The sequence below is a fragment of the Flavobacterium sp. FlaQc-49 genome (assembly GCF_044005985.1).
In the GTDB taxonomy this organism is placed as follows: domain Bacteria; phylum Bacteroidota; class Bacteroidia; order Flavobacteriales; family Flavobacteriaceae; genus Flavobacterium; species Flavobacterium cupriresistens.
Genome location: NZ_JBIPCS010000002.1, coordinates 471,480 through 491,877, shown reverse-complemented (window position 1 = coordinate 491,877; position 20,398 = coordinate 471,480). Strand labels below are relative to the sequence as shown.

The window sequence follows — 20,398 nt, the reverse complement described above, 5'->3', positions numbered from 1 at the left end:
GTTCTATTTTTTTTTCATTTCATTCAACTTGGCTTTCATTTGTACAATTTCCGCCTGCTGTGCTTTAATAATGTCCTGAGCCAGTTGTTTTATTTCAGGATCTCGAAGAGAAGCCTCTTGAGCCATGAGAATTGCTGCAGCATGATGAGGTATCATTGATTTTAAGAACCGTTTATCTCCAACAGCAGCTTGTAAGCCTGATGCAGGTAAAAAAAATGATTGTGGCAACCCCGCCTGCAATAAGTAAGACTATGTTCTTCTTTTTATTCATATACATGCTGCCCATAACAATAATCTCAATTATGAGCATTGGGATAGTCATTATTGCTACCATGTAAAACTGGTTTACATTGGGAATTACATTAGCAAAAACATCAACCATCGAATACATTAGTATATACATAGAAAAAAATGATAATACTATCATAAGGGCTAATTTTTTGTACATTTTGGAGTTTGACTCTTTTGAATGATGCAGTGTCGGGTGTTCCGTTTTCATGATTTTTTTATTTAAAAGTTACTTAAATTCATCGATCTCCCTGAGCAAAGCAAGTCTAATACATACAACACGATAGCTGCTTAAAATTGTACGGGGTTATTATTTATGCTTTTGCATTTTAATATGATATTGTTATAAATTATTATCGTTATTTATTTTTAAGTAATAACTCCAACTCTGCAATCTGGTTTTTCAATTTCTCTACATTTTTCATTTTTTTCTGTTCTGCAATCGCTAGTGCTTTTTTTGCAGCTCCAATGGCTCCTGGATAGTCCTTGAGCTCTATCGATATTTTTTGTCTTAAAGCCGGATAATAAAAATTTTCAGGCTCCAACTTTTCAGCATCCACTAACCAGGATATTGCTTGGTTATTTGCTCTGCCGGTACTAGAATAATAATTTGCCGCCTGAAACAATAAAGTAGCATTTTGACTTTTCTCTTTAACGATATATTTGTCTATTAAGGCTAATATTTCTTGGTCAGCTTTACTTTTGATTGGGATTTTAACCATGGTATTTTCCCAAGTTATTTTCAGGAAACCTTCTCCTTTGCTATTAATGTCATTTAGCTCTATGGTAAATGTTTCATAGAAGTTAGGTGCCTTTTCTGAGGGAACTGTAAAACGCATAACGTCTTTTTTCTCATCATAGCCAGTTTCTCCATGTAAAGCAGTATCAGTATTTATAATGATAGTCCACTCATTTTCTGATGGGATTGAGAATATAGAATAAGTGCCTGTTTTTAAAATATTATTTCCAAAGGCAATATCTTCATTGGTAGTTATAGTCGTACAGTCGCTCGCACCTGTGCGCCAGAGTTTGCCAAATGGCACCAGTTCCCCAAATATTTTTCGTCCTCTTACTAAGGGTCTGCTATAGGCCATTTTTATTGTTGAGCTTCCAATTTCTTGTTGAAATGATGCTGAAGGGCTTGCAGAAGTAAGCTTAATTTGAACTTTTTCCTGTGCCCAAATTGATAACGATTGTATAATAATGAAGCTTAATACAATTATTTTTTTCATAGTTTTAATTTTAAATTGATTTTGATATTTTTTCCATTACCGAATGGTCGGTTCCAAATTTACAGATAGCATCACAATTAGCTCTTAATTCAGAAAACAGGATATATTTTATATTCATTTTCGAGTTTTTTATAACGGGCCTATTTAGCTGAAGCACTACATCCTTTTCTCTGTTATTGGGAATAATAATATAAAAAACTTCCTGTCCGCTTGAAATACTAAAGTACAGGTCAGACAAGCGCAGTATGCCGGAGTAGATACTAGTGCTCTTTTCTACTTCAAAGGCACCTATAATTTTGTTTGTGCCTTTTTCAAACCAGAGCACATCAATAAGCTTAATGGTATTTTGAGTGTCCTTGTCGGTAGGCAACTCAGGGAATTTTACCAGTGAAATAAATGAGAAATTTTGTCCATTAAATGATTTGGTTTTATCATTGCTTGCCGGGGTAACATCGAAACCGAGAGAAATACCTATTTTTAGCAGATGGTATTGCATCTCACTATGCAGATTTTCCTCCAGTTTTTCTTCGAGTATTTCTTTTTGACGCTTGTGTACGTTTTTTTCGAATCTTGAACGTTCTGCCTCGCTTAAATACTCATCGTTACCGATTAGCATTTTCTGAGTTCCAATTTCAAAACACAATCCTGCAATGGCACCCAAATCATTTGACAGCTGAGATTTATGCAAAGTGTTAGTTTCCATCAAAGTTTCTCTTATTTTAAGGTATTCTGTCCAACTTCCCAATTTTTTTTTGTCTTTAAAAAGAAAATTAAAACCATTGAGAATAGCAGTGTTGAATGGCGGGAACCAGGTTGGGTGTATAAAATATAAAATACTGGCAACCGCAGGTCCTAATCCTTTAATTTTTAATTCATCGAGTTTTATGATTTCTTTTACAACCTGTTCTTCAGACTTGGCATTGATACAATTTTCAAGGAATTGACCGAAAGCCAATTTATTGTTTTGATTTTCATAGATATCGGGAATGCGCAATTTGGGTTTCCAATAAAACGGATGGGAAACCCCTGCAAAGACTTGTTTTTGTTCAGCAATGCAACTCAGAACAAATTCTAAGCTGCTTTCTTTAAAATCATTAGGAAAGGTTTTCTTTTTAATATCCTCAATGACTTGTAAAACACCTCGTCTTATAGTCCGAAATGCCTTTAACCGTTGGTTGTTATCTATAAACCAGGTATTATAGACACTTTCGTTATCGTTTTTATACTGCAGAATAATTTGTCCTAGATTGGTCATTTGTTTTTATAATAAATTATTATTCTTTAGAGTTTTAAGCTTCTCAATCGCAATGCATTGACAATAACAGATACCGAGCTAAAACTCATTGCCAGGGCAGCAATCATAGGAGAAAGTAATATTCCGAAAAACGGATATAAAACTCCCGCAGCAACTGGTACGCCTAAGACATTATAAATAAAAGCAAAGAATAGGTTTTGCTTGATGTTGCGCATTACAGCGTGGCTCAAATTTTTTGCTTTTACAATTCCTTGCAAATCTCCTTTTACCAAAGTAATCTTGGCACTTTCTATCGCAACATCTGTTCCTGTTCCCATCGCAATGCCAATGTCCGATTGTGCCAAAGCTGGCGCATCGTTTATACCATCTCCTGCCATAGCAACAACTTTTCCTTCAGCTTGTAATTTTTCTATTACTTTTAATTTGTCTTCTGGTAAACAACCTGCTTGGAAAGAGGTTAAATGCAAATCTTCGGCAACAGCTTTGGCAGTATTTGCATTATCTCCCGTCAGCATGATCACTTCAACTCCTTGACGCATTAATTCTTTTATAGCAGCAGCACTGGTTTCTTTTATAGCATCGGTTATCGTTACAAATCCCACTACGTTCTTATCTACAGCGATATAAGAAACTGTTTTTCCTAGTTTTTGTTCGGCAATAATTTTCTCTTCAATTGTGGCAGAAATAGATGCGCCTACTTGCTCCATTAATTTTTTATTCCCTAATGCGATCTTTTTATCAATAGCAGTTCCAATAACTCCTTTTCCTGCAATATTTTCAAAATCATCGACTTTCGTTAAAGAGACATTTTTAGCTTTTGCAAATTTCACCACGGCTTGTGCCAAAGGGTGTTCGCTATACTGATTTAAAGATGCAATGTATTGCAGCAGTTCATCTTCTGAATATTGTAATGCAACAATTTTTTCCACCGAAGGTTTCCCTTCTGTAATTGTTCCTGTTTTATCAGTAATCAGAACATTTACCTTATCCATTTTTTCTAAAGCTTCGGCATTTTTTATCAGAATTCCCGATTGAGCGCCTTTTCCAACTCCTACCATTACAGACATAGGGGTTGCCAGTCCTAAAGCACAAGGACAGGCAATAATTAGTACCGCAATGGCATTTATAAAACCATAGACCAATGCCGGTTCGGGACCAAATTTTGCCCAAATGAAAAAGGTAAGAATGGAAATTACAACAACAATTGGTACAAAATATTTAGCAATACTATCGGCTAATTTCTGAATTGGTGCTCTGGAACGACTTGCATTATTAACCATCTGTATAATTTGCGAAAGCAAGGTTTCCGAACCAACTTTTTCGGCAATCATTATAAATGATTTGTTTCCGTTTATAGTTCCTGAAGACACCATATCGCCTATTTTTTTATCTACAGGAATTGGTTCACCAGTAATCATCGATTCGTCTATTGTACTTTCACCATCGGTTATTTTCCCATCCACAGGAATTTTATCTCCGGGTTTTACCCGTAATAAATTACCTTTTTTTATATCATGGATTGAGATTACTTTATCACCGCCATCAATTACCAAAGTAGCTTCGGTAGGAGCCAATTTTAATAATTCTTTTATAGCACCACTGGTTTGACTGTGCGCTCTGGCTTCAAGCAATTGTCCTAATAAAACCAAAGTCAGAATAACAGTTGTGGCCTCGAAGTACAATAGTACTGTTCCGTGCTGGGTCTTAAATTCACTTGGAAAAATGTCTGGAAAAAACATTCCAACTAAACTAAATAAAAATGCCACTCCTGTACCAATTCCGATAAGGGTAAACATATTTAAATTCCATGTGATTATTGATTTCCATGCTCGTACAAAAAATACCCAGCAGGCATAAAAGACAACAGGAAGTGATAAAATAAGCTGTACCCAATTCCATTTAGCCGCATCCATTAGCCCGAGTAAAGGATTGTTGTGTGCCATTTCTATCATGGCAATGGCGAAAACAGGAACTGTAAATACAACCGCTATTTTCATTTTCTTAACCAAACCCTTATAAATCCTTTGTTCTTCGCTTTCGCTTGGTTCCATTGGTACTAGATCCATCCCGCAAATAGGACATGATCCTGGCGCATTGGTTATAATTTCCGGATGCATAGAGCATGTGTATTGCTGAACCTGAACAGCGGCTGGTTCTTGTACCAAATGCATTCCGCATACAGGACAATCTCCCGGTTTATCATACATTTTATCGCCTTCACAATGCATCGGGCAATAGTATTTTCCACCCGCATCATTATGAGGCGCAGCTAACTTTTTATGATCACGATCGTTAGCAGTACTACAGCATGGTTTCTCAGCTGTTTTTTCTTGCAAATGAGTTGTGTGTGTCATTTCAATGGTGTACTTTCCAACCGCAGCTAATGCCTCTTGGAGTTCTTCGGTCGCAATATGTTTTTCCATTGTAATGGTTGCCAATGGAGGATCTAAGGTGACATTTGCCTTTATTCCCTCCACAGCATTTAGTGTTTTTTCTACTTTCGTACGACATCCATCGCAAGTCATTCCCGATATTGTATAGGTATGTGTCATAAAGTTATTTTTTAAGGATTTGATGTGTTATTTGTTTAATATATAGAAAGTTACTGATTTTTTTTTGAAGCCAATCTGTATTTTAAACTTACTTCAAATGGCTAGTTTTTCATCAGCTGTTTCAACCGATTGTTTAACACTAAAAAATAATTGCAAACAGTCTTCAATCTTAGATTCTGATTATTTAATTGTTTCTTTCACCTCACCACACTTGAGCATTTTTTCTCCAAAGTAAGGGTTACGCACTTCTTTGGTAGAACTAATCCATACAGCTCCTTTATTGTCGAAAGCCATTGGACAATATTCCACGTATAGCTCAGCCTGAGCCATTCCTGCTTTTTTTAGCAAGCCCACCATTTCATTACTTAGATTAGAATAAGCAGCTCGCTGCTTTTCGATATTTGGAGCTGAAACGATTGCTGCTGCGCTTGCTGCAAGATTGCTGTTGTTGCTGATTTCTCGTGCTCCGGCCTCAATCGCATTGGCCGCCAGTTTTGCTTCTGCGACATTATCTTGGGTAAGGGCAACTGTTAAATGGGCATACTGGCTGTATATTGCGTTTAAAATATCGTCATTTATCTTCACTACGGATTCCTTTGGAATTACGATAGAAGTTTTATTTTTCTGCGGAATCTCTTTCTTTTTGTTTTCATTATTACCGCAGGCAATAAGTAAGAAAATTACTGATATTGGAATTCCTGTTTTGATTAATTTTTTCATTGTCTGTGTGATTGATTATTACATTTTCATTCCTGACATTGGGTTTTTGCCTTTTTTTAATATAAACTCACTGTACAAGAGATAGGCGCCAGATGCAACAACAATATCTCCTTTTTTTAAGCCAGTAGTAATTTCGACTTCATCGAAAGTTTCCGAACCAAGAGCCACCATTCTTGGCTGATATTTGCCTTTTTCAATTTCAATCCACACATGTGTACCGCTGCCGTCTCTTATTACAGCATCTACAGGTATCGTCAATTTCATTTTTTGTTCTGATGAAGGCAGTAAAACAATTGCCTGCTGACCTGCCTGCCATTGATTGTTCGGATTGGCAATAGCACCGCGCAGCTGTATTATCTGCTTGCTTGTTTGCAGGGCAGGATTTATAAAATCTACGGTCATTGTTTGGGGCTGATCTTCATAACCAGTGACTATAACTTTTACTTTTTGTCCCGGTTTAATTTTACCAGCATCTGCCGGATAGACATCGGCTTCGACCCATAAACGATTGTAATCTTCCAGTTTCATAATAGAGGCTCCTTCTGCTACATATTGGCCTTCCGTTATGGAAAGTTCCGCAACTATTCCTGAATTTGGTGCGTAATAAACAACATAAGGAGAAGCTTTTTGTTTTTTTAATAATTCATTAAGCTGTGCTTCAGATTGTCCATATAATAATAGTTTTTGTTTTGCAGCACTTTTTATTTGGCCAAAGCGTTTATCCTCAGTAAAGCTTGCGGCCTGTGCTGTGGCAAGAAGGTATTCCTGCTGCAGGGCTGAAAGCTGTTCTGAATATATTCTGTATAAAGGCTGACCTTTTCGAACGGGGACACCGGTTTCTTTTACATACAACTCTTCAATCCTTCCTGCCACGCGACTTGAGATGTAAATAGTTTGCTCAGGGTCAGTAACCAAACGTCCGTTGAGACGGGAAGAATTTGAAAATTCATTTTCCCCAGCAGTTATTGTAGTCAAATTGGCTAGTGCTTGCTGGCTTGGCCCCAAAGTTAGAAAGTCCTGTGCGTTGTTTTTTTCGAAGGGTACTAAATCCATTCCACAAATTGGGCATGAACCTGGACCGTCTTTTACAATTTGCGGATGCATGGGGCAGGTATATGTTTGAGTTTTTTCCTGGCTGGCTTTTTTTTCTTCTTTTTGGGTACATGCTGCAAATAGAAGTGGAAAAACCATAGCAATGAGCAAAATAGTACGAAGTATTGATTTATTGTTCATGGTTTAATTTTTTAATTTATGTTCTGAAGATATTTTGATAAAACTCTCACTATCTATCATATAGGCTGCATTGCTGGCAATATTCCAATCACTGATGTCTTGATCTATGAGCACCATGCCATCAGCATTGTTCTTCGTTTTAACTTCTCGGGGAACAAATACATCCTGTTCTTTTTTGAAAACGATGGATTTATTTCCTAGATTGAGAACGGCACTTTGCGGTAGCCACCAGCCTTTACTGACAATAGGAATAATTGCAGTCACCAATTTTCCTGTCTGAAATTTATTATCCTGCAAATAAATTCGCGCTATGGTAAAATTGCTTCCCTCTTTAAAGACGGGCTGAATGAGTCCTATATTACCAGTATACACGGTTTGCTTATCTGAGGGTTCATAAAACACCAATTTTTGCCCTTTTTTAATCTGTGGTGATACCGATGGATCAAAAGCAAATTCAGCAATAAGGTTTTTGTTGGTATAGATTGTAAAAAGTGTTTGTCCTGCTCCAATATACTGTCCTTCTCTTAGCATAATAGCAGAGGCAGCAGGGGTAGATGCACTACTATTTGATGCTGTATTGCCGCTTGAGCCCATAGCGCCCATACCATCATCTGACGCTGCGCTTTGAGGAGAAGCCGCTGGAGCTGATGCAGACACGTTTGCTACTGCAGTGTTGTCCAAGATGTATCCGGAGGCATTACTGTAAACAGGGATGCGATAGGAAATTTTACCTGTTTTTAATACCTGTTGGATTTGTTTCTGCTGCATGCCTAACAGAGACAGCCTTTCTTTTGCTTTTTGAAGCATTGGATTGTTTGGGTCAGATTGATAAATAAATAACAATTCTCTTTGCGCGGCAGCCAGATCAGGTGAATAGATTTCCATGATTAGCTGTCCTTTTTTTACGGGCTGATAATTGTACTTAATCAGCAGACGCTCAATCCTGCCGCTTACCCTGCTGGAAATACTGGTCTGGTCACGGGTGTCGTAGGTAATAATTCCTTGTACCTCCATGGAGAATATTTTAGTACCTGCGTCAGGTTTTATGACAGATATATTAGAAACGACCTGTTCGTTGACTGGTTTTAAAAGGTGTTTTAAACTGCTGTCTATAGCTGTTTCCGTACCAGATGTGTGTCTTGGAACCAATTCCATACCGCATATAGGGCAGCTGCCGGGCTTATCCTGGATAACTTCGGGATGCATTGGACAGGTATATTCCTGATTTGTACTATGCTGATGTGCTGGCTTATTGTTATGCTCGGTTTTCTTGTTACAGGCTGTCAATACTAGTATCGAAACGAATAACAATCCGACTAACTTAGCGATAGAGTTCTTTTTCATAATCGACAATCATTTGATATAGTTTTAATTTTTCATCTAATAAGTTATTCTGCAGCATATTTAAAGCTTCCCAGGAATCAATTACTACAGGAATCTGAAGTTTGTTTTCCTGATAGTTCAGAAAGTTTACATCCAAGGACTTTTGCATAGAAGGGATTATTTTGGTTTCGAGTCCCTGAATCCTTTTTTGCATGGTCAGTATTTCATATTGCATTCCATATAACATACCTTGGGTTTCCTGCAGCATGGCGGATTTCTCTTTCTCCATTGCCTGTACATTATATTGCATTGCTTTGACATCTGATTTATACATTTTTGAGGACCACGGAGCAATAGGAATAGACATCATTGCCATTACCGAATAGGCTTTGGGCATCATTTTATCAAAAGAATTCATATGGTCAAACTGGATTTTAAAAGAAGGATTTTTCTCTGCTTTCATCGCTTGAATACTGAGCTGCATCGATTCAATTCCCGCATCCATCTTTTTAATATCTCCTCGCACAGCTGCAAGACTTGTGGTGTCGTGCAAAGCCGGGTTGAAGACAGGGATAATACTTGTGTCGATTGAAAAATCAGCATTGCCGGGCTGGTTCATCAAGCTGTTGAGCCATGCTCTTGCTTTTGCGATTTCACCTTCCTGCATGCGGATCATATTTTTGTTTTCTTCAATCCTTGCATCAATCTTGTATACATTACCCAACTGCGACTGGTTGTAAGGATAGCGTACTTCCTCAATCTTTTTCATGGTCAGCATTATCTTTTCGTTCTGATCCAAAACTTTCATTCGCTGTTCGGCTACCATCCAGCTGTAGTAGAGCTGCTTGGCCTGAGCTTTATAGTCGTTAAGTGTAACGGTCCGCGTAGCGTTCTCAATGTTTCCTTGGGACTGGATAAATTTTTTCTTCTTGTTTAGCTTTCCTATATTAGGGATGTCTTGTTCAATTCTGAACATTAAAGATCCCTTGTCGCGGTCATCCATAACTTCCTGAAAAGGATAGGGGGTCATAAAGGTTCCCACACCCACCATTGGTGCCATCCATGCCGTTGCGGCATCGGCACTATATTTATATCCTTCTGCCTTTAGGCTATAGCTTTGCAGGAGCACGTTTTTTTTATCAATCCTTTGAAGGATTGTATCAAGAGACAAGACCTGTTTGGTCTGGCTCAATAGCTGTAATGGCAGTAAAAGCAATAGTACTGCCAGTATTTTAATGTTTGACATCATGTACTTCGAGTTTACCATATTTTCGTAATTCATATTCTTTAGACATTAGGAAAATAAGCGGGGTTACTAATAAGATATGTACGGCAGAAGTAAATACGCCGCCAATCATAGGCAAGACAATTGGTTTCATTACATCCATACCAACACCATTGGACCAAAGGACAGGCACTAATCCAAATAATGAGACGCAAACGGTCATTAGTTTTGGGCGCAATCGTTTTGCGGCGCCGTGCACCACATACTCCCTAAGGTCCTCTTTAGTTATTGTTTCTCTTGAATTCCCTTTGGCCTTGATAAGCTGTTCCATGGCATCATTGAGATAAATAACCATTACTATTCCGGTTTCCACTGCAATTCCAAACAGGGCAATAAATCCAACTGCTACGGCCACTGATAGATTGACATCCCAGAAAAAGATTATATAGGCACCGCCAATCAAAGCAAAAGGCACTGTTATAAGGCTTAAGAAGGCTTCTCTGAGGGAGTTAAAAGCAAAATAGAGGGAGAAGAAAATAATAAGCAATACTATCGGTGCAATGATCTTAAGGGTCTTTTCTCCGCTGATCAGGTTCTCATATTGTCCGCTCCATTCTATAAAGTACCCTTCGGGAAGTATATTTTTGGCACTTTCTAATTTTTTCATGGCTTCCTGCACAGTTCCCCCCATATCACGGTCGCGTATATTGAACATGACTGCTCCACGAAGAAGCGCATTTTCTGAACTGATCATTGGAGGGCCGTCTACGAATTTAATATCAGCAACAGAAGACAGGGGCACTTCTCCAAAGGTTGGGGATTGCAAGGGAATGCGTTTAATGCGTTCGACACTATTTCTATAGTCCTGAGCCATACGCACACTTATTGAAAAACGTCTTCGTCCTTCAACCGTATTACCAATGGACGCCCCTCCTAAAGCAAATTCCACGGTTTGATTTACATCATCTACAGTTAGTCCATATCGTGCCAGTTCTGCACGATTGACATCAACATCCAGATATTTGCCGCCAGTAATGGGATCTACAAATAAGTCGGACACTCCGGGTGTTCCTTCTAAAGCCATTTTCACTCTTTCCGATACACGTGCAATGGTATCCAGGTTCTGCCCGTAAACTTTAATACCCACATCGGTACGAATTCCTGTAGCGAGCATATTAATACGATTGATAATAGGCTGTGTCCATCCATTTACTACACCAGGTATCTGCAGTTTGGTATCAAGTTCCTTAATAATGTCTTTTTTATTTATTCCTTCACGCCATTGTGATTTTGGTTTAAGCATTATAATGGTCTCAATCATGCTCATTGGGGAATTATCAGTAGCAGTATTGGCTCTTCCGGCTTTACCCAAAACACTTTCTACTTCAGGAACTGATTTTATTATTTTATCCTGTACCTGTAAAATGCGTTTGATTTCTCCATTGGATACATCAGGCAGGGTAACAGGCATAAATAAAATGCTCTGCTCATCCAGTGGAGGCATGAACTCCGTTCCGAGCCGCATCAATAATGGAATAGAAATCAATAACGCCAAAATATTAACTGTAAGGGTTGTTTTTCTCCATTTCAGAACCCAGCGTATGATTGGCTCATAACCCCTTTCTAAAAAACGATTTACCGGATGTGAATCGGTTGGACGGAATTTCCCTTTCATAAAAAAAGAAATCAGTACCGGAGCTAATGTAAGTACCAATAGGGCGTCCACAATCATTATGAATGTTTTTGTATAGGCCAAAGGATGGAATAGTTTTCCTTCCTGTCCGGTAAGCATAAACACAGGCAAGAAAGAAGTAATTATAATTACAGTGGCAAAGAATACGCCACGAGAAACCTGCTTGCTGCTTTTCTCAATTATTTTGAGTCTTTCCTCTTCGGATATCCACTGTGGTTTTTTGCGAAATATATTTTTAATTCTTTTCATCAGAGTTTGTTTCATTTTTTTGTTCAGATTCCCATTGTGCATACCGTTGCGAGAGATGCTGGTAGGCGTTTTCACTCATAATAATACCGTTGTCAACTATTACTCCAATGGCAAGTGCTATACCGGTAAGGGACATAATATTGGAGGATATGTCAAAGGCATTGAGCAGTATGAAACTTGCTGCAATGGTAATTGGTATCTGGATGATAATACTCAGTGCACTGCGCCAGTGAAAAAGAAAAATAATAACGATAAGCGACACTACAAGCATTTCTTCAATTAAGGTACGCTTAACCGAATCAATAGATTCTTTAATCAGATGTCCCCGGTCATATACAATATTGAATTTTACCCCTTTTGGGAGCCCTTTAGCAACTTCCTTCATCTTTTCTTTCACATTATCAATTACAGCATCTGCGTTTTCACCATAACGCATCACTACTATACCTCCAACGACTTCGCCTGTGCCATTATGATCAAAGATTCCCAATCGGGTTTCCCCGCTCATCTGGACAGTTCCTATATCGCTGACTTTTATAGGAATTCCATTTTGGTTTTTCAGCGGAATATCCTCAATCTCTTTGATGGATTTCAGATAACCGGATGTCTTAATGATATAACCAATATCACTCATGTCGAATTTTCTTCCGCCGCTTTCATTATTATTGGCACGTACAGCACTTATAACCTCCGGGACAGACAGCTTATAATATAGCAGTTTGTTTGGATCAATGGTAACCTGGTATTCTTTTTGAAATCCTCCAAAAGAAGCAATTTCACTTACTCCGGGAACATTTTGCAAAGCAAACTTGACGTACCAGTCCTGTAGGGCTCTTTGTTCGCCAAGGTCAACACCGGGTGCCTCCAAAGTATACCAGAGTATATGCCCAACCCCAGTTCCATCGGGTCCTAATTGCGGGGCAACTCCTTTGGGCAAGGTGCTGCTAATAGTACTGAGCCTTTCCAGTACTCTTGATCTTGCCCAGTATACATCAACATCATCTTCAAAAATGACATAAATAAAACTCATACCAAACATGGAAGCAGCTCTTACATATTTAATTTTGGGCAATCCCTGAAGGTTGGTAACCAAGGGATAGGTGATCTGGTCTTCAACGAGCTGTGGAGCACGTCCCATCCATTCTGTAAAAACGATTACCTGATTTTCAGATAAATCGGGAATAGCATCAATAGGATTTTTTTGAATAGAGATGATACCCCATACAAATATTCCTGCTGATAATAGTAAAACGATATAACGGTTGCGCAGCGACCATTCTATTAATTTGTGTACCATAGATTTAATTTATTTGTGCAAGACTATCGCTTACTTTTTCAATCCAATTGAGCAGTTGTTCTTTCTGAACAGTATTCAGCACTGCATTTTTATGGATCAGCGTATAGGAAGCCAAAGGCATTTCGTTAGCTTTTATCTGCTTGGCAATTCGGTCTAATTTATTTTCCTGTTTTCGTTTGGAATAACTTCCCCATTGGCTAAAATTCAAATTTTCTTTACCCTTAGTAATATGCCCCTCCATGAAAGTACGTGCCGGCTGTATGTAGGAGTACCATGGATATTGCGTGTTGCTGCTGTGACAATCATAACAGGAAGTCTGAAGAATCGTTTGTACATTTTTGGGAATGGGATAGACTCTCGAAATGTGAATTGGTAAAACCTGCCCGTAATCGGAATTTCGGGCAGGCTGATACAATTGCATCAGTAGAAAAATAATTAACCCAATAAAAAGAATCTTTCTGATGAATCGTTTCATTTTACAATTGTTTTTTCATTGAGCCGCAGGTTAGCATTTTAGAACCATAGTAAGGATTTTTTATCTCTTTTGTTTCACTGATCCAGATAGCCCCTTTCCCTGCATCATACATAGGGCAGAAGTCCTGATACAATTTTTGTTCTGACTTGAAAGATTTTATCAAATCATTCATGTCTTTACTGAGCATGGCGAAATGCTCTCTTTGGTGCTCAATATTTCCACCATTAGCTCCAATATGTTGGGCGTGTTCTTTGGCATCATCAGCTATATCAAGATATTCTGTCTTTAATTTCGCATCGATTGAATTGGGATTTACACTATTAAAAATTGTGTATAATGTATTTGCGGCATTTGCGGCACCTTTTGTATCATCTTTGGTTAATGCATTTTTTAGAGACAGGTAATTATTAACGATTTCGTTAATAGAAAATGTTGCCTGAGCAGCCTGGGTTGTTTTTGCTTCTGCGTTTTTTTCAGTAGTTTCCTTTACTGGCTCGGTTAATTCCATTCCGCATTTGGAACATTTGTCTCCTTTTTTTCCTGTAACTTCAGGATGCATGGAACAGGCATACAATTGTGAATCATTCTGAGCGGTCCCAGAAGCAGCTTCAGGCGTTGTAGTTTCTTTGTTTTTTGAATTACAGGCTATAAGTACAATTGCCATTACAAGGGTTGAGAAAATTATTTTTTTCATTTTTTTAGTTTTTGATCTCTTATAAATGTTGTTTTGTCCAACATTCTTTTATTTGAGTGTTATACGAATTATTCTTTTTTTGATTGTGCAAATTCAATCTCCTGTTGGCATTTTGAATACCTTTTTAAGCTAAAAATGTAAATCCTAACTTTTCCATTCATGTCCATTTGAGGCACCCAAATTTCTAAACCATTTGGACTGTAGATCGTGTTATGGTTCATCATTGGCAGGTTAATATTTTTTACAGTTGTCCCATGGACGGCATCAATTACTAGGAGTTTACCTGTCATTCCTTCCATGCCGACAGTATGACCGGCAGAGAAGTCCATTCCGGGCACGCCAATGGTCACATGATTAGAATGTAAAGAAATGTGGTAAGGCCACATGATCATATCAGTTCCGGTCCCCATAAGGCTGACGGTCTCTGTAACTTTATTGGTTGCCAATTTGATTACTGAAATTGTGCCGTCCTGGGCATTGACCACATATGCGGCAGGATAGTTTATGTTCAATTTTGGATCGGACATATTCATATCATCTGATTTACTGCAAGAAGACAGCCATAGGGTTCCTAAGATTAATGCTCCAAGGATTGAAGTACCTGTAATTATATTTTTAATTTTATGATTTGGGATTATTTGATTGTTTCTATAGTTGATCCACAGCTTAGCATCTGGGAACCGTAATACGGATTCTTGATACCGCTTTCTTTGCTGAGCCAATTCGCATCAACCATTGGGCAATGGTTATAATAAACCGGTTGTGGCGGATTGGTAGTTTTTATAAGATCGTAAGTGTTTTTAGATAAGCTTTTAAAGGATTCTCTTTGTTTCTTAATATCTTGGGTTTCAGAAATGTTCTTTGCATCCATAGCTAAACTTTTCATTAAATTCATCCATGCAGTATGTTCTTTAGATTTTAGGTTTTCCATTTTAATGGCATTGATTGCAGTAAGAAGCTCTTTAGATTTGATTGCAGTAGTCTTGGCATCTGTTTTCACCAAAGCATCTTTTACCTCAAAGTAGTTGTCGAAAATTATTTTAAATGGACTCTCTTGTTCTGCATCTGGAAGAACTGCGGTTGTATGCTGGGAATGATCCATTTTCTCCATATCCATTTTTGATTCTTTCATTGGGACAGCCATCTTATTTGTTCTTTCGTATTGGCAGCATTTTGGAAGTTTTGCATATGCATCGGCAGGAGATAAGAATTGCTCACTGTCATATCCCGCTAAGGCAATTCGTTTTAGAATCTCATCCTGATTTGTTTTCTTCTGGTCGTAGGTAATGGCCGCAATTTTGGTATTCTCATCCCAGTTTACCGAAGCGATATTTTCGATGTTTCCTGCTTTTTCAATAGCAGTTTTGCACATTAGACAATTACCATAAATTTTTGTGTTTACGGTTTTGGCATTTTTTATAGGTGCGCCATACACTATGACTGATAGCAATATTGTAATTGCCATCAATCCTTTTTGAATTGATTTCATTTTAAAATGTATTAGAAGTGAATGTAGCCTTATGAGAAATAATTGTATATACGAGGTGTATAGACTATTATTCTCTAAAGCGAAAAATTAAAATAATGAAAAGCAAATGCCTTCCTTTTTTGACACACGTATGGCTGTCAAAAAAGGGTTTTAGCTTATTTTAGGTATAAGCCAGATAGAAGAGAAACCAGTTAAAATTGCGGTTTCTGAATTGTAGAATTTTTGTTTTTCAGAAAAAAAACTCAAGGTAATGTTTTTGAATTCAAGCTGGTTTACAAACGTAATTCCTCCGTTGCAAATTGAAGCACACCCGCACATTGAATGCCCACATTTTCCGCCACATCCATCATGATTTTTCTCACCTGAATGATTCGTTTTAGAACAGCAATCATCTTTATCAGATTGCGAAGTCTCTTTTGTACAAGAATGATTTACCACAATTTTTTCACAGGCAAAAGTGTCTGTTGGCATTAGGAATAAGCCAAGTAAAACAAGTACTATGATGTGAAATCGATTCATGTGAAAAAATAATAGAAACAAACTTACTTATATTTTTTCGGTTTTTTCAAAAAAAAATGTTAAAACCATTTATACAATAAAAAGGTTGCCTAAAAAGCAAAATCAATTACTTTAAATTTCTTTTACTACGGTCTTAGTTTATAATCTATGGTGACGATTTAATAATTAGCTATTTGCCAATTAATATATAATAATGTTTCTCATTTTACTATGAATGTTAAAATAAGGAGAATGGTTTATAGGGGATTTAGATGTCATTTCATATAAAATTAATTTAACGATTTATCAGGGTTAGAAACATTACCATGATGGCTGTCAGTATATTAATTATTCTAGTAAAAATTAAAAATTAGTAGTTTAGGGTACTTATTGCATTTTGAAAATAAAACACTAAACACACAAACATCATTAGCTATATTGCGATTGTGTAATGAGCAATATAGCTAATGATGTTGTTCCGTTTTAAAGCGCCCCGCAATTGCCCGACCAATTGCGGGGCGGCGGGCATTAGCCTACCGCTATAGGTTCTAACCTAAAAGTGCCAAGATTCAGAAAAAATCCTCTTTGGGCAGTCATGCCTTCACGAAATAATTTCCATAGTAGTGATGCCCCCATACAGGCAAGTGTCGCATTAATAAATAAATCCTGTTTTTCGAGTGCCTCGGCAAGGGAACAGCTCGGCTCATTGTTATCTGTCTGCGCCATTAGTAATTCCTTAAATTCATCGGTTAGCATCGGAAGACTGGGTACAGTCCTGTATAGTTTGGAATCAGGCTGTTTGATTTCGCTGATTGTTGAGAGTATCGCCTGACCTGTATTTTGGGCGTTGCCGAGGTCGAGCCAATAAAGGGATTTGTTGCGTTCAAAATCATTATTTCCATTACAGTTCTTTAAGAAATCTGCTATATCAAAACGTGCCGATACGGTATCGACACAACTAATGTAAATATTTGCTCTGCCACGATTGGGCAGGGACTTCAGATTAGCTGTTGAAAATTGCTCTGTTACGGCTTTCCAATTCGTTCCAAAAAAGCGATTAATACGATTTATAAGTGCTACTGCTTTGGGAAGCCCAACCTCAGCATCTGCAAAAAGCTGTCGTCCCTGATTGGCATTAGTGACTACATCATCATCGAACAAATTAACCTGTAGTCCAGGATGTCCCAAGGCTATAAGGCTGTGGTTCATTCTTGCGAGTTCAGTGAGCATCCTGCTTCCTGTTCCTCCTGCGCCAATAAGATTTACCGTTATGGGATTGGCTGGGTTTATCAGGTAATTGTGTGAGTAATGCATGGCGCTTTGTGTATTCATGATAGTAATTTTTTAAGTGTTAAACCATTTTTGATTAGGGATTTTATGGGAAACGGTTTACCGCTACCCACCAATTTCTGCCAAAGCTGTATGATGTTTCCTTTTACAGGACTTGTATTTCCAATCAGATGACTGAAATAGCTTTTAAAGAAATACTGCTCCCAAGATTGCATGAAATCTTGTAAATGACAATCTGCTTTTATATCAACTTTCACTGTACCCATGCATACCCTTCCATCATTATATAAATTAAAAAAGGGTGCATGATACAGTGCTGTCTGTTCGTTTATTATTTTATCTGCAACCATTGCATAGATATACAGGGTGTTTTTGGAGGCTTTCCATAACAAGGGCGGTACAAATGCTTCTGCGTTTGGGATTGCTAAACCCTCCACAAAAAACAAACTGACTTTTTGGGCAGGGGTGTACCAAATAGCATAACCATCATGCTCGGGATTCAAATGCAGTACATTTTTTGGAAGCAGTCCTGATGGTTTTAGAAATTTACGTGTGAGTTCTTCTGAAGTATCAAGGGCACTGGCAAGCTGTGTGCTTTCTTTAAGGCTTAAGGGATGGGCGTTTATGGGACAGCCATTTTTATCCATATCATAGGCTTCCACATAAATGGATTTTTCAGCGGAGTTTTTCTGATAGACCACAAAGGCTTTTACAGGATTGTACAATGTTCCGAATGCGGAGGTTATATCTTTCATGGCATATTATTTAAAAGGGTGCATAAATCATTTAAAAGAGGAAACAGCCTGCACTCGAAATCGAGCGCTTTATGGGTTAACTCGTTTTGGGCATCATAGATTTGCAGAAGCGTCGGCTCTTCTATTTCGGAGCATTCGTTCAATTCATCATTGATTACCCGTGCAATATTCTCATAGAGTTGCCCATCAGTCTCTGCTATAAAGGAAATGTACTGTTCTGCCCTGATAATTCCTTCCTCGCTTTCAAACACCTCATTGGAGGTATTTTGAAAAATAGTGTTCGCAGGATATTCAAGCATTAATGTCAATGCCTGTTTGGCAACGTTTAGACAATCCTTTTCGAAACTGTTATTGAATTTATAACTGCCTATACGTTTTTCAAAGACACTCAGATGATAGGGATTGTACATTTTACGGTGCATAACATCCCCATAGTATGAAGCCGTGTTTAATTCTGAAATCATGCTGTTTCCATCTTCGGACTCTTCATCTTCCAACTCATCAATGATCCATTCTTCCATACATTCATAGTGATAAAACAGACAACTGATGTCTTCCCTGTAATACGGAATCCCTGCAATATGGTACAGATAAGCAAAAACAGAGAGCAGTAATTCTGCAGTTTTTTTCTGTTTCCTGTTTTGTAATAGTCGGTACAAAGGCAGTACAGGAATATAGTACAGCGTATTGCACGTGTTATAAATATGCTTGGTTGCTAATTTTACGCTACTATTTTGTTCCTGCATAATTGACAATTCAATATCACGCCCCAAACTGTTGAGCTGTTTCTGAATGTCTTCGTGTGCCAATAAGATATTATATGGATAGGGTTTGTCTTTTGTGCCCATAACCCGAAAACCATACAGCCCAGACAGGAGAGCAAGTGAGGCGAAAAAATTCTTTTCCACCTGAAATTGGTCGGGTACTTTTTTGCCCATTTCGAATAAGGGCAGAAAGGAATGCCTTAGAAAACCATCGGTAAAAGGCCGAGCGGAACCGAACTGTTTGGGTTCTTTTTTACTTCCTGCGCATCGGGAAGCCTGTTTGTGTTTTCTGTGAATTCCCCTAACTGTCTGTATAGTCTGCATAGCTTTTTATTTTTAGGCAGTTTGATACTGCCTGTTATTGTTTGTGTTTTCATGGTTTATCCTTTTGTGCCAATCTGAGCTACAAATTTGTACTGCACGGCATCATCATTTATAACAGGTCCCTCTATGGATGCCGTAGTTAAAATCGGATAGGTCTGCGCATAAAAATTGAGTACCGCTTCGGGGCTGAAGGATGTTGATGGGTCAGCGAGTTTAATCTCCTGCTCTTTATCCCTGAAGATAAAGATGCGCTCTAAGGTGGTGGCTGTTAACATGGCTGTTCGGTTTTGAGGTCATTGAAAAGGTCTATGGGGAACTTATCGGAAAGCTCTGCTTTTCGGGCATGAATAATGTCCTTATATTCAGGATACAGGTCAGCGGGAGGGACTTTCATCCATGCTTCTTTAAATTTACCTGCCGTTTGGAGTTCGTCTGCTTTTTTCATGGCTGATTCGTATTGTTTCTGCAATTCGGATTTCTCCTTATCTCTTTTCAGAATGTTGTCTTTTTCCATCTGTGAATTCACTTTTGCCTGTTCCTTTTCTTTGAGGAACTGTTCCATATTGGCAAAAAGCTTTGCGGTATCTTTTACAGGCTCTGTAATCGCCTGAAAAAATCCGTTGTCGAGTTCCTCCGCCGTGCCTTTTAGCAAAATAGGCGGTACTTTTTTGCGGGCATCATCGCCAACGGTATCATTAAAAAACAATACCGATACGATTAGTTTGTCTGCTTCTTCTTTGACTATGTTTATTTTCCAGTTCCCTGCTACCTGCAAGGCGAGGATTGATTTAAAAAAATTGGTTTCCATTGCTTTACTGTTTAGTTTGTTTTACCTCTAAATCACTAATTGCTACTAACTTTTCGTACAGGTCTTGCCAATAGGCTTGCCGTTTTTTATCAAAGTTTTCAAAGAGTTTGTCTTCATGGGCAAAATTCCTGAAGTAGTCTGCCTGTTTTATTGCCTCTGCTAAATTTAGAACTTCAATATTCTCTCCATTTCTATCTTCTATTTGTATCATGATTTCAGGGTTTAAAAGGACAG

21 protein-coding genes are annotated in these 20,398 nt (G+C 38.0%); all 21 read right to left on the bottom strand.

Annotation, left to right across the window (positions count from 1 at the left end):
• Positions 1 to 3: 3 nt before the first annotated feature.
• The gene (locus ACHRV3_RS05355) at positions 4 to 228 is read right to left on the bottom strand and encodes a DUF305 domain-containing protein (protein ID WP_291286684.1); all 225 of its coding nucleotides are present in this window, start codon (positions 226 to 228) and stop codon (positions 4 to 6) included.
• Positions 229 to 647: 419 nt separating this feature from the next.
• Complete coding sequence (locus ACHRV3_RS05350; RefSeq protein ID WP_291286685.1) at positions 648 to 1,520, bottom strand: DUF2911 domain-containing protein; 873 nt, start codon at positions 1,518 to 1,520, stop codon at positions 648 to 650.
• 10 nt (positions 1,521 to 1,530) lie between these two features.
• On the bottom strand, positions 1,531 to 2,775 hold the full coding sequence (locus ACHRV3_RS05345) for a hypothetical protein (RefSeq protein ID WP_291286686.1): 1,245 nt from the start codon (positions 2,773 to 2,775) through the stop codon (positions 1,531 to 1,533).
• Between the two features lie 26 nt (positions 2,776 to 2,801).
• Positions 2,802 to 5,327, bottom strand: a complete 2,526-nt coding sequence (locus tag ACHRV3_RS05340) for a heavy metal translocating P-type ATPase (protein ID WP_291286687.1) — start codon at positions 5,325 to 5,327, stop codon at positions 2,802 to 2,804.
• A gap of 180 nt (positions 5,328 to 5,507) precedes the next feature.
• Positions 5,508 to 6,047, bottom strand: a complete 540-nt coding sequence (locus tag ACHRV3_RS05335) for a DUF3347 domain-containing protein (RefSeq protein ID WP_291286688.1) — start codon at positions 6,045 to 6,047, stop codon at positions 5,508 to 5,510.
• Positions 6,048 to 6,065: 18 nt separating this feature from the next.
• The gene (locus ACHRV3_RS05330; RefSeq protein WP_291286689.1) at positions 6,066 to 7,280 is read right to left on the bottom strand and encodes an efflux RND transporter periplasmic adaptor subunit; all 1,215 of its coding nucleotides are present in this window, start codon (positions 7,278 to 7,280) and stop codon (positions 6,066 to 6,068) included.
• Positions 7,281 to 7,283: 3 nt separating this feature from the next.
• On the bottom strand, positions 7,284 to 8,624 hold the full coding sequence (locus ACHRV3_RS05325) for an efflux RND transporter periplasmic adaptor subunit (RefSeq protein WP_291286690.1): 1,341 nt from the start codon (positions 8,622 to 8,624) through the stop codon (positions 7,284 to 7,286).
• Positions 8,602 to 9,852: a TolC family protein gene (locus ACHRV3_RS05320; RefSeq protein ID WP_395433564.1), complete on the bottom strand. Its 1,251-nt coding sequence runs from the start codon at positions 9,850 to 9,852 to the stop codon at positions 8,602 to 8,604. The genes ACHRV3_RS05325 and ACHRV3_RS05320 overlap by 23 nt, the downstream gene beginning before the upstream one ends.
• Complete coding sequence (locus ACHRV3_RS05315) at positions 9,836 to 11,785, bottom strand: efflux RND transporter permease subunit (protein WP_395433563.1); 1,950 nt, start codon at positions 11,783 to 11,785, stop codon at positions 9,836 to 9,838. The genes ACHRV3_RS05320 and ACHRV3_RS05315 overlap by 17 nt, the downstream gene beginning before the upstream one ends.
• Entirely contained in the window at positions 11,757 to 13,067 is a 1,311-nt protein-coding gene (locus ACHRV3_RS05310; protein ID WP_035650031.1) for an efflux RND transporter permease subunit, read from the bottom strand. Before ACHRV3_RS05310 ends, ACHRV3_RS05315 begins: the two co-directional genes overlap by 29 nt.
• Positions 13,068 to 13,071: 4 nt before the next feature.
• Positions 13,072 to 13,542, bottom strand: coding sequence for a heme-binding domain-containing protein (locus ACHRV3_RS05305; RefSeq protein WP_035650032.1), 471 nt, complete (start codon positions 13,540 to 13,542; stop codon positions 13,072 to 13,074).
• 1 nt (position 13,543) lies between these two features.
• Positions 13,544 to 14,236: a DUF3347 domain-containing protein gene (locus ACHRV3_RS05300; protein WP_291285320.1), complete on the bottom strand. Its 693-nt coding sequence runs from the start codon at positions 14,234 to 14,236 to the stop codon at positions 13,544 to 13,546.
• A 68-nt stretch (positions 14,237 to 14,304) separates the two neighbouring features.
• Positions 14,305 to 14,769: a YncE family protein gene (locus tag ACHRV3_RS05295; RefSeq protein ID WP_291285319.1), complete on the bottom strand. Its 465-nt coding sequence runs from the start codon at positions 14,767 to 14,769 to the stop codon at positions 14,305 to 14,307.
• Between the two features lie 101 nt (positions 14,770 to 14,870).
• Positions 14,871 to 15,725: a DUF3347 domain-containing protein gene (locus tag ACHRV3_RS05290; RefSeq protein WP_291285318.1), complete on the bottom strand. Its 855-nt coding sequence runs from the start codon at positions 15,723 to 15,725 to the stop codon at positions 14,871 to 14,873.
• A gap of 150 nt (positions 15,726 to 15,875) precedes the next feature.
• Complete coding sequence (locus ACHRV3_RS05285; RefSeq protein ID WP_291285317.1) at positions 15,876 to 16,244, bottom strand: hypothetical protein; 369 nt, start codon at positions 16,242 to 16,244, stop codon at positions 15,876 to 15,878.
• A gap of 507 nt (positions 16,245 to 16,751) precedes the next feature.
• Positions 16,752 to 17,555 carry a PRTRC system ThiF family protein gene (locus tag ACHRV3_RS05280; protein ID WP_291285316.1) on the bottom strand — a complete coding sequence of 268 codons (804 nt, stop codon included), beginning with the start codon at positions 17,553 to 17,555 and terminating at the stop codon, positions 16,752 to 16,754.
• On the bottom strand, positions 17,552 to 18,268 hold the full coding sequence (locus tag ACHRV3_RS05275; protein ID WP_291285315.1) for a PRTRC system protein B: 717 nt from the start codon (positions 18,266 to 18,268) through the stop codon (positions 17,552 to 17,554). Before ACHRV3_RS05275 ends, ACHRV3_RS05280 begins: the two co-directional genes overlap by 4 nt.
• Positions 18,265 to 19,356 (bottom strand): hypothetical protein, encoded by a 1,092-nt coding sequence (locus ACHRV3_RS05270; RefSeq protein ID WP_291285314.1) that lies wholly within the window; start codon positions 19,354 to 19,356, stop codon positions 18,265 to 18,267. The genes ACHRV3_RS05275 and ACHRV3_RS05270 overlap by 4 nt, the downstream gene beginning before the upstream one ends.
• A 56-nt stretch (positions 19,357 to 19,412) precedes the next feature.
• Entirely contained in the window at positions 19,413 to 19,631 is a 219-nt protein-coding gene (locus ACHRV3_RS05265) for a PRTRC system protein C (protein WP_291285313.1), read from the bottom strand.
• Entirely contained in the window at positions 19,625 to 20,164 is a 540-nt protein-coding gene (locus ACHRV3_RS05260) for a prtrc system protein e (protein ID WP_291285312.1), read from the bottom strand. Before ACHRV3_RS05260 ends, ACHRV3_RS05265 begins: the two co-directional genes overlap by 7 nt.
• 4 nt (positions 20,165 to 20,168) lie before the next feature.
• Positions 20,169 to 20,375 carry a hypothetical protein gene (locus tag ACHRV3_RS05255; RefSeq protein WP_083558606.1) on the bottom strand — a complete coding sequence of 69 codons (207 nt, stop codon included), beginning with the start codon at positions 20,373 to 20,375 and terminating at the stop codon, positions 20,169 to 20,171.
• Positions 20,376 to 20,398: the final 23 nt, after the last annotated feature.